The organism is Burkholderia torrens, assembly GCF_984668525.1.
On the sequence record NZ_OZ480212.1, the window covers coordinates 2964519 to 2977222 of the forward strand.

The 12704-nt window shown below is 67.7% G+C and carries 11 protein-coding genes; 4 read left to right on the top strand and 7 right to left on the bottom strand.

From position 1 onward, the window contains the following. The first annotated feature begins 91 nt into the window (after window positions 1–91). Both AC5LXX_RS29595 and AC5LXX_RS29600 read left to right on the top strand, forming a co-directional pair. Window positions 92–901, top strand: coding sequence for a TlpA family protein disulfide reductase (locus tag AC5LXX_RS29595; protein WP_493412103.1), 810 nt, complete (start codon window positions 92–94; stop codon window positions 899–901). A gap of 133 nt (window positions 902–1034) precedes the next feature. Beyond that, on the top strand, window positions 1035–1880 hold the full coding sequence (locus AC5LXX_RS29600; protein WP_493412104.1) for an ion transporter: 846 nt from the start codon (window positions 1035–1037) through the stop codon (window positions 1878–1880). Here the strand turns inward: AC5LXX_RS29600 and AC5LXX_RS29605 are convergent. From AC5LXX_RS29605 to AC5LXX_RS29625, 5 genes are all read right to left on the bottom strand, one after another. Then, window positions 1825–2496 carry a MarC family protein gene (locus tag AC5LXX_RS29605; RefSeq protein ID WP_493413440.1) on the bottom strand — a complete coding sequence of 224 codons (672 nt, stop codon included), beginning with the start codon at window positions 2494–2496 and terminating at the stop codon, window positions 1825–1827. The two genes, AC5LXX_RS29600 and AC5LXX_RS29605, sit on opposite strands and share 56 nt — an antisense overlap. Before the next feature lie 331 nt (window positions 2497–2827). Continuing rightward, complete coding sequence (locus AC5LXX_RS29610) at window positions 2828–3847, bottom strand: serine protease (protein WP_493412105.1); 1020 nt, start codon at window positions 3845–3847, stop codon at window positions 2828–2830. Between the two features lie 224 nt (window positions 3848–4071). Continuing rightward, window positions 4072–4788 carry an outer membrane protein gene (locus tag AC5LXX_RS29615; protein ID WP_493412106.1) on the bottom strand — a complete coding sequence of 239 codons (717 nt, stop codon included), beginning with the start codon at window positions 4786–4788 and terminating at the stop codon, window positions 4072–4074. A gap of 108 nt (window positions 4789–4896) precedes the next feature. Then, window positions 4897–5541 carry a response regulator transcription factor gene (locus tag AC5LXX_RS29620; protein WP_493412107.1) on the bottom strand — a complete coding sequence of 215 codons (645 nt, stop codon included), beginning with the start codon at window positions 5539–5541 and terminating at the stop codon, window positions 4897–4899. Beyond that, the gene (locus AC5LXX_RS29625) at window positions 5538–6980 is read right to left on the bottom strand and encodes a sensor histidine kinase (protein ID WP_493412108.1); all 1443 of its coding nucleotides are present in this window, start codon (window positions 6978–6980) and stop codon (window positions 5538–5540) included. The genes AC5LXX_RS29620 and AC5LXX_RS29625 overlap by 4 nt, the downstream gene beginning before the upstream one ends. Window positions 6981–7393: 413 nt before the next feature. Between AC5LXX_RS29625 and AC5LXX_RS29630 the strand changes: the two genes are divergently transcribed. Together AC5LXX_RS29630 and AC5LXX_RS29635 are read left to right on the top strand one after the other, a co-directional pair. Next, complete coding sequence (locus AC5LXX_RS29630) at window positions 7394–8188, top strand: winged helix-turn-helix transcriptional regulator (protein WP_493412109.1); 795 nt, start codon at window positions 7394–7396, stop codon at window positions 8186–8188. Between the two features lie 96 nt (window positions 8189–8284). Then, the gene (locus AC5LXX_RS29635) at window positions 8285–11320 is read left to right on the top strand and encodes an ATP-binding protein (protein WP_493412110.1); all 3036 of its coding nucleotides are present in this window, start codon (window positions 8285–8287) and stop codon (window positions 11318–11320) included. An 85-nt stretch (window positions 11321–11405) separates the two neighbouring features. Here the strand turns inward: AC5LXX_RS29635 and AC5LXX_RS29640 are convergent, their stop codons facing one another. Both AC5LXX_RS29640 and AC5LXX_RS29645 read right to left on the bottom strand, forming a co-directional pair. After that, entirely contained in the window at window positions 11406–11873 is a 468-nt protein-coding gene (locus AC5LXX_RS29640; protein WP_493412111.1) for a cupin domain-containing protein, read from the bottom strand. A 52-nt stretch (window positions 11874–11925) separates the two neighbouring features. After that, window positions 11926–12537: an isochorismatase family protein gene (locus tag AC5LXX_RS29645; protein WP_493412112.1), complete on the bottom strand. Its 612-nt coding sequence runs from the start codon at window positions 12535–12537 to the stop codon at window positions 11926–11928. Window positions 12538–12704: the final 167 nt, after the last annotated feature.

Consider the following 12704-nt stretch of genomic DNA (forward strand, 5'->3'; position numbering starts at 1 on the left):
CGAAACGCCGACATCGCCGTCGACGGTTTCATCGCCGCGGCGGACAATCACTTCTCCTCCCACGCCCGTCCACGTCCAACCGTTCCTTTTCATGCTGAGCATCGGTCCCTTCTCGATCCGCGTCGTCGCGGTAGCCGCCGCCGCGCTGCTGGCGTGGCTCGTCGCGCGTTTCATCCAGCGCCGCCCGCCTGACGGGCATCACAAGACGGCGTCGAGCCTGATCCTCGACGTGCTGCTGCTCGGGCTGGTTGCCGCGCGCGTCGGCTATATCGCGCAGTGGTGGAGCGACTATGCGGCATCGCCGCGCTCGATCATCGCGCTCGGCGACGGCGGCTTCGACTGGCGCATCGGCCTGGCGGCCGCCCTGGTGTTCGCGGGCTGGCGCTTGCGCCGCTTGCCCGCGCTGCGGCGACCGGTGCTGGCCGGCATCGTCGCAGGCCTCGGTGCGTGGGGCGTCGCGCAAGGCACGCTGGCGACGTTGCAGCAGAGTGCACCGCCGCTGGCCTCGATGCAGCTTCAAACACTCGATGCAGCGCCCGTGCTGCCGGCGAGCTTCGTCGGCAAGCCAGTCGTCGTGAACCTGTGGGCGACATGGTGCCCGCCATGCCAGCGCGAGATGCCGATTCTCGAACAGGCGCAGCGTGACCATCCTGGCATCACGGTGCTGATGATCAACCAGGGCGAAAGTGCGCAAGTCGTGCGTGCGTTCCTCGAACAAAAGGGCCTGCGCTTCGATCACGTGCTGCTCGATCCGTCGCTGCACGCGATGCATGCCTATGGATCGCGCGGACTGCCGACCACGCTGTTCTTCAACGCGAAAGGCGAACTCGTCGAATCGCACATGGGCGAGCTGACCGCCGCGCGGCTGAAGGACGCCGTCGCGCAACGCTTCGGGCAGTAATGCTGGCCGGCGGATGAGATGCGGCGCGAGGCCGCATCGTCACATCCGCGCGTCGGCCGCGGCCAGCCGGGCCGGCGCCGGAATCAGACACGTCTTATAGGCTCTGCGAAACGCCGTCCGTAAACTGCGGCGCATGATTTCGCCGATCCAATCCTCCTTCGACACGGTGCGCGCTGCCGTCACGCAGTGCGCGCGCCGCCCTTCGTTCCTCCGCAAGCTCGACGTCGCCGTGCTCGCATTGATCGTCGCGAGCGTGCTCGTCGTCATGGCCGACAGCGTGAAGGAACTGCACGCGCAATACGGCCACACGCTCTACGCGGCCGAATGGGCGTTCACGCTGCTGTTCTCGGCCGAGTACCTGCTGCGCCTCTGCACCGCGAAGAAGCCGGCCGCGTACGCGCGCAGTTTCTTCGGGATCGTCGATCTCGTGTCGGTGCTGCCGACCTATCTCGCGTTCTTCTTCCCCGGCCTGCACGCGCTGATCGACGTGCGGCTGCTGCGTTTGCTGCGCGTGTTCCGCATCCTCGGGCTGTCGATCTATCTCGAGGAAGGCCAGATGCTGATCCGTGCGCTCACGCGCGCGCGGCGCAAGATCTTCGTGTTCATCGGCGGGATGTTCGTGCTCGTCGTGATTCTCGGCACCGTGATCTTTCTCGTCGAAGGGCCCGAGCATGGGATCACGAGCATTCCGGTGGGCGTCTACTGGGCGGCCGTGACGATGAGCACGACCGGCTACGGCGACCTCACGCCCGTCACGCCCCTCGGCCGGCTGATCACGTCGTGCGCGATCCTGCTCGGCTACGGGATCATCGCGTTCCCGACGGGGATCATGGGCGCGGAACTGGTGGCGTCGGCGCTGGAGCGCAAGCAGTCGACCGTTGATGGCGAGACGCGATGCTGCCCGCATTGCGGCGGATCGCTCGTCAACCCGCCTGCCCGCTCAAAGTCTGAACGAACGCAGCCAACCCCGTCAGCATGATCTGCACGCCCACGCATAGCAGCAGGAACGCGGACACGCGCATCGCGACCTTCGTCCCCTCGCTGCCGAGATAGCGCGCGAGCGTCGTCGCGCGGCTGTAGATCTGCCAGATCGCGAACGCGACCAGCGCCGCGACCGCAACCGATACCACGCCCGACAACAGATAGTCGCTCGCCGTATGCGCACGGTTCGCATGCAGCGCGATGCCGGCCGCGATCGAGCCGGGGCCGATCGTCAGCGGCACCGTCAGCGGGAAAAACGCACGCGACATCAACTTCTGCAGATCGTCGCCATGCACGGCGACGTCGCCGCCGGCCGGTACGTCCGGCGCGTTCAGCATCGACCAGCCGGCCACGGCGACCGCGAAGCCGCCGCCGATCCGCAACGCCTCCATCGAGATTCCGAAGAAGTTCAGCACCGGCGCGCCGATGAAGAAGATCACGAGCAGCGTGAAGAACACGTTCGTCGCGAGCTGCTTCGACAGCGTCGCGCGCTCGGCTTCGGTCAGCGATTGCGTACGTTCGAGAAACACGAACGCCATGCCGAACGGGTTAATGATGCCGATCAGGCCCGTGAAGCCGAACAGGATTTCTGGGATCAGGCGGTCGATCTGCATCGCGATCATGTGCTCCGGTAGCGAACGGGAATAAAAAAAGGCGACCAGTCGAGAGGACCGGCCGCCAAGAGGAGATATCTCCATGATCCGGCACACGGGTGTGTGCCGGGCCGCAGAAACTCGATTGTCACGGAAACGAAAAGCACTGGGAATCGGTCGAGTCCGATTCTGTGTTCACATTACGCATCGATCGCGGTGATGCTGGTCGATGCATGCATGGCGACCCGACGCATGCCTCAAAAAAAGATGCGGCCAGACGAAACGAGCGGCCGCTCAAGAGCGGAGAACTTTCCGCGTATCGATCCGGTATCGCCTGCAATCGATCGGTACGTCAGTGCCCGATCAACCGCGTGTGACCCGGCAGGTCGACCGTGAGGTCCGTGCCGCCCGCTGCCGGCCGGGGCGTGTCGCGCGTCGCCGCGAGCCATTGCGTGAACTCGGCGGCAGTCATGCCGACGGCCCGGGCCGAACTCGATACCGGCGCGGCTGCCGGCGCTTCTGCCACCCGTGCGGCCTGCTCCCGCGATGCATGCGTCGTCACCCCACGAGACGCCGTGGCTGCGTTCGGCACGGCATGCGCATTCGATGCCACATCCTTCGCCTTCTTGCCGCGCAACGTGGCGGCAGGCTTCGCCGCCGAACGCGCCGCGACGGCGACCGGCTTCCTGCTGGCCGACGATGCGCGTTCGGCACGCGGCGCCGCTGCTTCCGCGACGACGGCATCCGATGCGATGACCATCGCAACGGCTACCGGCGCGCTCGCCGGTGCTGCACGGCCGGCGTGCCGTGCGTGCGATTCGGCGGATGCCGCTTCCGCCGCGACCGTCGCCGCGTGGGCCACCTGTTCATTCGCCGGCGACGCACGATCGGCCTGCACGATCGCCACTTCCGCCGGCCGGCCGGTAGCCTTCGCGACCTGCGTGGCAGCGACCGCAGCCGCCGGCGCCACCGAGATCGACGCCTCGTACACCGCGCCGTGTCCCGCCGCATGCTGACGCTCGTCGACCAGATGCGTCGCGAGGATGCATGCGGCGCCGAACAGCGCGCAGGCCATCAGCGTCAGCCGCCAGCCACGGCGCATCGGGTGCGGCCTGACCCACGCTTTGTTGTCCGAACCGAAATCCTCCGCACGCACGGCCTTTGCTGCCTTGTGCGCCTTCGTTGCGCGTGACGCCGTCGCAACCTGCCCTGTCGACGGCGCCGCCGCATGACTCGCGCCCTTCAGATCGAACACGATCGGCTGCGGCCGCCGGCTCGCCACGAACGGCCGGCGTCGCCGGCCGTACGGCGGCGGCACATCCGAGAACGGATGCGCGAGCGGAATCGCGTAATGCCCGGTGATGTCCTGCATGCTCATGATGTCGACGACGCATTGCGCGACATCCGCCGCGGCAATCCGTGCTCCCGTAGTTGAACGAATGGCTCCGAGTATCGCCGTCGCACCGGTTGCGGTAAATCGGACTGTGTTACTTCAGTCCGATACGGCAGTCAGCCTGGTCCTACTGCCGCTCTGGGGTCGGAGCGAACGATACGTCCCTGCACATGCCACGCATCGTTCCGCTGCGGACGTGTCCGTCAGAACCGCCCGCGCAACCCGATGAACACTTCGTTCGACGACAGCTTCGCCTTCAGTTGCTCGTCGCGCGCGTTGATGCGGTTCGCGAACGTGTTGAAGCCGGTCTCGACGTTGCCCATGTCGACATAGCGATACCCGAGGTCGATCGAGAAGCGCTTGTTGATCGCGTAGCTCACACCGGCGCCGGCCGAGTAGGCAAGGTTCGTCTGCGTCTTCGACGCGAAGCGGCGCGACGCGTTGGTCTGCCAGCCGTCGGCCGACACGATCGCGACACCGACGCCGAGCGTGCCGTACACGGAGAAACCGCGGCCGAGGTCGAAGTCCTTGTAGCCGTTCAGCATCAGGCGCTGCGCCGACACGTGGAACGCGTTCGCGTTCGCGTCGAACGGCGCCCAGTAGCTGGTGAAGTTGTTGTTGCGCTTGAACACGTATTCGCCTTCCGCGCGCCAGCCGTTGCCGAACTGGTAGCCGAGGCCGAGCGAGCCGGTGACGTTCGAACCCGTCTCCGGGCCGCCGACGCGGCTCGCGACACGCGGGCTCGTCAGCTCCATGTTCACCGCGTTGTCGAACGCGCCGATGATGCGGCCGGTCGCGTAGTAGCCGGCGTCGCCGAGGTCGGCGGCCTTCTTCGTTTCCGGTGCGGTGACGGTGTCGGCGAAGGCCGTACCCGAGAACAGCAGGGCGAGCGTGGACGGCAGGGCAAAGCGCTTGATCATGATTCGTTCGATTCCTTGACGATGAATGGCATGTCGGAGAAGCCGTCATCGTAGGAATCGAACAACGATCGTTGAACCCGGTCGCGTACGGGGCGCGCCTCCGTAGCGCTACGGAGGCGACCCACCCGCGAGCGCCGCGTAATCGCGCACGAGTTCGACCAGCGACGCGACCTGCAGCTTGTCGAACACGTTCGCGCGATAGGTTTCGACCGTGCGCGGCGACAGCCCGAGCTCGCGTGCGATCTCCTTGTTGCTCCAGCCGCGCACGATCCCTTCCAGCACCTCGCGTTCGCGTGTACTCAATGTCGCGACACGGGTCGTGCGCGTCTGGCCGGCATCGTCCTGCCCGCGTTGCGCGGCCTGGCGGCGCAGCGCCTGCTGCACCGCGTCGATCAGCTCGTCGTCGTCCACCGGCTTGCGCAGGAAATCGAGCGCGCCGCGCTTGAACGCACGCCGGCATGCGTCGACGTTGCCGTGGCCCGTCATCACGATCACCGGCAGGTCGCGCCGTGCGCGCAGCTCGTCGAGCGCGTCGAGGCCGCTCATCCCCGGCATCCGGATGTCGAGCAGCACGCAGCCGAGCGCCGGATCGTCGGCGTCGGCAAGAAAGGCCGATGCGTCCGGATAGCAGCGCGTCGCGACGCTTACCGTGCGCAGCAGCAGCGCGAGACCGTCGCGCACGGCTTCGTCGTCATCGACGATCGCGACGACCGATGCGTCGCTCAGTGAATGAGGCTGAAGCGAATCGTTCACGCGGCCTCCCCTGCCAGCGGCAACAGTAATGCAGCCTCGACACCGCCCGACGGCAAATTTCGCACGGTCAGCGTACCGTCCTGGCGCTGCGCGAGCGTGTCGCACAGCGGCAGCCCGAGACCGAGCCCGCGGGCGCGCGTCGTGAAGAACGGTTCGAACAGGCGCGGCAGCGCGTCGTCCGGCACGCCGGGGCCGTTGTCGACGACACTGAAGCGGTAATGCCTGCCGACGCGCGCGCCGCTGATGCGGATCTCGCCGCGTGCTACGCCCGCACCGGCGCCGGCCAGCGCGTCGCGCGCGTTCTGGATCAGGTTGTGCAGGATCTGCTCGACCGCGATCGGCTCGGCGAACGGCCGCTCGCCCGCCGCCGCGTTGTGCCAGCCCAGCGCGATGTGCTCGCGTGCGCAGTCGTCTCGGTACAGGAACAGCAGCGTATCGATGACCGCATCGGGATCGATCGCGCGGCGCTCGCCGCCGTGTGCGGTCGTCACGGCTTCGCGCAAGCGCTCCAGGATCGCCGCCGCGCGCTTGGCCTGCGCGACGCTCGTCTGCAGCGCGCGGCGCACGCTGTCGCGCTCGTCGGGTTGATCAAGCAGGCGTTCGGCCGCACGCGTGTGGCTGATGATCGCCGTCAGCGGCTGGTTCAGCTCGTGCGCGAGGCCGGCGGCCATTTCACCGAAGGTGTCGAGCCGGCCGAAGCGGTCGAGGCGCGCACGCGCATCCTCGCGGCGCCGCGCCTCGCGCAACCGCCATGCGCCGAGCAGGCCCGCCGCGAGCAGCGCCGCCACCGCATTCCACAGCGCAATCGGCAGCCACGGCAGATCGGCGGCCGTCAGCGTGCGCGTCGTGCGCAGCACGAACGCCTGCGGCTGCGCGGGCAGGTGTTTCTCGAGATGCATCGTCCACAACGGTGTCGCACCGCCATTCACGCGTTGCAGCAGCTCGACGCGCCGGTCGCGCAATTCCAGCGCCGCAGACGAAATCGCCGTGGACCAATCGCCCGGCTGCAGCATCTGCCGAGGATCGACGCGCACGGCCCAGCCGGTCCCCGCGATCAGCCAGTACGCGGCGGGGCCGTCGAACGCGAGCGTGAACGGCTTGCCGGGCCGCTGCTGCGGCAGCGCGGCGGGCGCGGGACCGCCGTCGGTCTGCCAGCCCGCGCCCGGCCGCCAGTACGCGAGCCCGTCGAGCTGCGGCATCCGCTCGCGCAGGTTGTCGAGCATGTGCGCGGGCGGCGCAGCGAGCGACGATGCGCCGAGCGTCGCGAGGATCGCCTCGTGCTGCGCGGCTTTCTGCGCGAGCAGGCGGATCGTGATGCTCGAATCCTGGAAGAAGCGGTTGTACGCGTCGGACACGGCGCGCGAGATGACGAACGCGGTGCCGGCGAGGCTCAGTGCGAGCCACGCGGCCAGTGCAGCGATTCGGAAAGACGGTTTCATGTTCGATGGCAAGCCGGAAAGCACGCCGGTGCACGACGCGAAACGATTGCCGCACGCGGCGCCGGGTTGCCGTCATTGTCGGCAAATCGAGACGGCCCGTGGTCCGAATCCGGTTATGCCGGATGTCAGCCCAGTCCCAAACCGCGGCGGCATCGATTGCACCGCCTGCAATTTCAGACTGGGCTGATTTTCTTCAGACTCCGAACCGACCAGAATCGGCTTGCTTGTTCTCCGTTGCCTCCTGGAGTACAGGCTCCATAGTCGATACTTTTCCCGCCCTCCCCGGCGGGACTTTTTTGGACGGCGTCACGCCGCTAGCTGCCCGGAACCTGTCCGGCCATGATCCCGCCTCTTTTCGTCCGACCGCGTACGCACGCCGCATCCGCGCCGCACCGGCATCGCCCGCCCGCATCGTGACCGACGCTCCTTCCACCTCCATCGCGATCCTGACGATCGACCATCCGAGCCGCGGCACGTTCGACGACCGGCTGCGTCGCGCCGGTTACGGCTATGATCGCCTGCGCATCGACGACATCCTGCGCCGCGCCGGCTACCGGCCGTCGCGCTTCGAGTATCTGCCCGACCTGCTCGCGGCCTGCGACACGCGCGCGTTCGATCTCTTCATCGTGCAGTGCGAGACGGCCTGCCGGCGCACGACGGACGCGATCCGTGCGCTGCGCGCGCGTTTCGCCGGCACCGTGGCGATCGTGTCGATCAGCCAGCGCGACGCAGAGCTCGCGCGTTCCGCGTGTTTCGTCGCCGGCGCGAACGAGCATCATCCATACGCCGTGCCGCCGGACACGCTGATCGCCAGCATCGCGACCTGGCTGCGCTGGTCGCATCATCGCGCGACCCATCATCGCCACTGGCGCATCGGCGCGTTCGAATTCGATACGGCCACGCGCAGCGTGAACGTCGCCGGCCGCGAGCACGTGCTGACAGAGAAGCATTTCCAGATCGCGACCGCGTTCTTCCTGAACATGGGGCGCGCGCTCGACCGCGCGCATGTGAGCCAGCTCGTGTGGGGGTCGCTCGTCGCCGCGTCCAGCCGGCGGCTCGACACGCACGTCGCGTATCTGCGCGACCGTCTCGAACTCGACGGCCGGCACGGCGTGAAGATGATGACGATGTACGGCTTCGGCTATCGGCTCGTCACGTGCGAGCCGGGGATGCCGGCCGCCGACGACGAAGCGGCGCCGCGACGATAGCCGGTCCGGCGGCGCAGCCGCCGTGCCGCCGGCCAGCCCGCCGGCACCCGGCAACCCTGACAGGCGCCCATTGCGCACTGATCGGACTCCATTATCATGGGGGCACCCTGGCCGACCGCCCCGCTCCCGATGGACCACCGCGCCGCACCCGATCATTCCCGCTCCGCCGCGGCGCACGCGTCCGCCGCGCCGACCCGCGTCGGTCGCCGCCAGCGCGCGCTGCTCTATGCCGGCGGCGCGGCCGTGACGGTCGCGATCCTGCTCGCGAGCGGGTTGATGCTGTACACAATGGCGCGCGAGGCGATCCAGGCGCGCTATACGACGTTCGCGGTGCGCCAGTTCCTCGTCCAGATCGAATTCAAGATGCGCACGACGGGCATGGACACGCTCGTCACGCACGACGAAGCCGTGTGGAATTCCCGCGCAACCGATCCGGCACGCGTGGCCGCGCTTGCGGCTGGCCACGGCCGGTTGGTCATCCAGGGCAGCCCGACTTTCCCGCCGACGCTCGTGCTGGCCGACCTGTCGCTCGCGCACCCGGCCGACAGCTACGCACACGATCTCGCGATGGCGAGCGACATGAGCTATCGCGTCGGCGCGTACGTCGCGAAGCACGATGCCGACCGCGCGATTGCCGGCTACGCGTATCGCCCCGACCGGAGCTTCGCCGTCGTGATTCCGGAGCCGGTGCCGCCCGATCCGCTCACCGCGTCGCCCGCCACCGATGCGGCCACGCTCGTCGCCAAGGTCGCCGCCGGCGTCGGCACGCCGCCGCCCGGGCAATACGAATGGCATCCGCCCGTCTACGACCCCGTGCAGCGACGCGACGTGTTCCGGATCGCCGGCGCCGTGTACGAAAGGCAATCGCCGCGCGCCGTGTTCCTGTCGACGCTGCCGGTCGACGTGCTGCGCACGCGTCTGTCCGCGGGCGATACGACCGACGCGGCGATCGTCGTCGATGCGCACGGCCGCACGTTGCTGCGCGCGGGCACCGCGGCCGACGACGACCGCACGCGCGCCACGATCGAACGCCTCGATACGCAGACGCGCGAGGCAGCGCGCCGCGGCGGCCCGCGCACGGCCTTCGGCGACGGCCTGTTTTCGCTGAGCCAGCCTATTCCCGAAACCGACTGGACGCTCGTGCAGGCATTCACGCTGCGCTCGCTGCTCGCGACGATCGGCCTGCGTGCCGGCTGGTACGTCGCGATCATGCTCGCGGTGATCGCGCTCGTCTGGTGGCTGCTCGTGCGCTTCGACCGCCGCGTGCTGAAACCCGACGATGCACGCACGCGCCGCGTGATCGACAGCGAGAACCTCAACCGGACGATCGTCGAAGCCGCGCCGTCCGGCATCGCGCTGCTGTCGCTCGCGGACAGCACGGTGCTGCTGCAGAACGACACGATGCGCGACTACGATGCGCGCCGTGCGGGCGAACCTTCGTTGCCGGCAAGGCTGCTCGAACGCTTCGACCGCTCACCTGCCGCCGCCGCATGGCAACCCGATCTGCACGTGACGCTGCCCACCGCCGGCGGCGAAACCGTCGACCTGCTCGTCAATCTGGTCCGCACGCGCTTTCGCGATACGGACGTCGTGCTGTGCAACTTCTCCGACATCACGTCGCAGAAGAACATCGAGCGCCGGCTCGACGAAGCGGCGCGAGCGGCCGACGCCGCGAACAACGCGAAATCCGCGTTCCTCGCGACGATGAGCCACGAGATCCGCACGCCGCTGAACGCGATCCTCGGCAACCTCGAACTGATCGGCCGCGAGCCGCTGGCCGACACGCAGCGTGAACGGCTGCACACGGTGGAAGGCGCGTCGTCGGTGCTGCTCGACCTGATCAACGACATCCTCGACCTGTCGAAGATCGAGGCCGGCCAGATGACGATCGAGGCAATCCCGTTCGACCTCGCGGAAACGATCCGGCAGACCGGCGCGATGTTCGAGCCGCTCGCGACAGCGAAGGGACTACAGTTCGACGTGTTCGTCGACGATGCGTTGCCCGCGCGCTATCTCGGCGACCCGACGCGGATCCGCCAGATCGCCGCGAACCTCGTCGGCAACGCGATCAAGTTCACCAACCACGGCGAAATCACGCTCGAGGTGTACCTGCGCGACGACACGGACCCGGCTTCGCCGATCGCGATCGGCGTCAGCGACACGGGCATCGGGATGACGGACGCGCAGCGCGCGGGGCTGTTCCGCCCGTTCACGCAGGCCGATACGTCGATCACGCGCCGCTATGGCGGCACGGGGCTCGGGCTCGCGCTGACGAAACAGCTCACGCAGATGATGCATGGCACGGTCGACGTGAAGAGCGAGCCCGACAAGGGCAGTACCTTCGTCGTCACGCTGCCGCTGCGTCCGGCCACCGACGCGCAGGTCGCCGAACACGACGCTGCGCAGGCCGACGATGCCGCGCTGCCGGCCGTCACCGCGCGCGTGCTCGTCGTCGACGATCATCCGGTGAACCGCACGCTGCTGCAGGGCCAGCTCGTCACGCTCGGCTATGCGGCGGATGCGGCGGAGGAAGGCGCGGCGGCGCTGCGGCGCTGTGCCGATGGGCGCTACGACCTCGTGATGACCGACCTGAACATGCCGGGCATGGACGGCTACACGCTCGCGCGCGTGCTGCGTTCGCAGTATCCGGAGATGCCGGTGGTGGCCGTCACCGCGCATGCGAGCGCGGCCGAGCATGCGCGCTGCGCGGAAGCGGGCATCGTCGCAGTGCTCGTGAAGCCGGTACTGCTCGATACGATCGACCGCACCGTGCGGCGGTATGCGCATGCGGTCGCCGCGCAGGCACCGGCCCGGCGCGCGCTCGTCGATCTGGCGGAAGGGCCGTTGCCGCCGGACGTTCACACGTTGCTGGAAACGAGCCTCGTGAAATCGCTCGCGGGGATTCGCGATGCACGGGCACGCGATGACGTCGCCGCGCTGCGGCACGAACTCCATTCGCTGCGTGGTGCGTTTGCGACGATTCACGAGCATGGCGTCGCGGATGCGGTCGGTGAACTGCAGGCCCTTGTACACGACAACGACATGACGTCGTTCGATACGCGGCTCGCGGATGTGGAAACGCTGGCGCGGGAAGCGCTTCAACGGCGCGCGACGCAAGCGCCGCCCGTCTGAATACGGCTCGGTCAGCCCAATCGACGATCTGAAACAGCCGTGCGAAAGCGCGATCGAAGCGCGCCCGTGGAGCTTGCCGCCCGGCTTACTTCTTCGCCACCGGCACGAGATCGAAGTGATCGGCCTGGTACTGGAACAGCAGGCAGTCCTCGCCCTTCTCGCAACCACTGTAATGCGGCATGTCGGCGGGCAAATTGTAGAAGGAACCCGCCGGGTACTCGGTACGCTTGCCGTCGATGATCGCGTAGAACGTGCCCTTCAGCACGACCGTCGGCAGGTTCTGCGTATGCAGGTGATACGGATTGTCCTTGCCGGCCGGGAAAATCACGAATGCGTCGTACGGACCGTGTCCGGTGATGCTGCCCCGCAGGTCGGCGACCTTGATGCCGCCGGTGCCCGGCAACTCGCGCCATTTCAGGTCGGAGACGGGAAAGGATACGAGCGGCTGCGGAGCCGCCTTGGCCCTTTCCGAGGCATGCGTTGCGGTGGCAAACGGCGCGGCAAGCGCAAACACGGCAGTGGCAGCGGCGAGATACTTATGGATTGATTTCATTTGCATTCCTTAAATTGTGGGAGCGCGATCGCGCAATGGACCGACCGCCCGATCAGCGAACGTGCAAGGCCAGGATCGCGTCGGTCGACATCACCGCGCCGAACGTATCGGCGACGGTGACCAGCGACGCCGCGTGCAGCTCGGCATGATCGACGGTTCCGCCGGCCGGCGAATCGATATCGCGCGTCGCCGCCGCATCGGACGCGACGATCACCTCGAACCCGGCTGGCGCCGCATCACGCGCAGCGCCGGCGACGCACGCGTGCGTCATCAGGCCGGCGATGATCACGGTCCCGATGCCGTCGGCCTTCAGTCGTCGTTCGATGTCGGTACCCTGAAACACGCTGACGTTGGACTTCTGCACGATGCGATGATGCGGCTCGGGTCGAAGCGCATCGTGGAATTCGACGGTCGGCGAATCTTCGGCGAATACCGGCGCACCGGCCGGGTTCACGTGCTGCACGTGATACACCGGCATTGCGTGACGATCTGCCATGCCGACGAGTCGCTTCGCGTTGCTCAGCGCCGCCATGCCGTCGGGAATCGGCATGCGGCCGCTGAAATACTCGTTCTGGAAGTCGATGACGAGCAGCGCCGTGCCGGTGCGGGACAGCTCGGTCGGCTGCGAAGCGCCGACGATGGCGAGGATGGTGGGGTGAGACATGTTGTACTCCGGTTCGTCAGTGGATGAGGCGAGTTTAGGGAGCGGGCTGGTATCCGGCTACCGCGCGAGCGCACATGACCTGTGCGCGCGGCGCACAGTTCCGGACGGCGTGACCGCGCGATCGAATCGAGTATCGATCACGGGTGAAGGAGACTGAATAGGACCGG

Excerpts from the sequence above, each read along its gene's own strand:
- AC5LXX_RS29645 (WP_493412112.1), bottom strand. The coding sequence starts at position 12,537 with ATGTCTCACCCCACCATCCTCGCCATCGTCGGCGCTTCGCAGCCGACC.
- AC5LXX_RS29605 (WP_493413440.1), bottom strand. The coding sequence starts at position 2,496 with ATGCAGATCGACCGCCTGATCCCAGAAATCCTGTTCGGCTTCACGGGC.
- AC5LXX_RS29625 (WP_493412108.1), bottom strand. The coding sequence starts at position 6,980 with ATGAAACCGTCTTTCCGAATCGCTGCACTGGCCGCGTGGCTCGCACTG.
- AC5LXX_RS29595 (WP_493412103.1), top strand. The coding sequence starts at position 92 with ATGCTGAGCATCGGTCCCTTCTCGATCCGCGTCGTCGCGGTAGCCGCC.
- AC5LXX_RS29640 (WP_493412111.1), bottom strand. The coding sequence starts at position 11,873 with ATGAAATCAATCCATAAGTATCTCGCCGCTGCCACTGCCGTGTTTGCG.
- AC5LXX_RS29600 (WP_493412104.1), top strand. The coding sequence starts at position 1,035 with ATGATTTCGCCGATCCAATCCTCCTTCGACACGGTGCGCGCTGCCGTC.
- AC5LXX_RS29615 (WP_493412106.1), bottom strand. The coding sequence starts at position 4,788 with ATGATCAAGCGCTTTGCCCTGCCGTCCACGCTCGCCCTGCTGTTCTCG.
- AC5LXX_RS29610 (WP_493412105.1), bottom strand. The coding sequence starts at position 3,847 with ATGCAGGACATCACCGGGCATTACGCGATTCCGCTCGCGCATCCGTTC.
- AC5LXX_RS29635 (WP_493412110.1), top strand. The coding sequence starts at position 8,285 with ATGGGGGCACCCTGGCCGACCGCCCCGCTCCCGATGGACCACCGCGCC.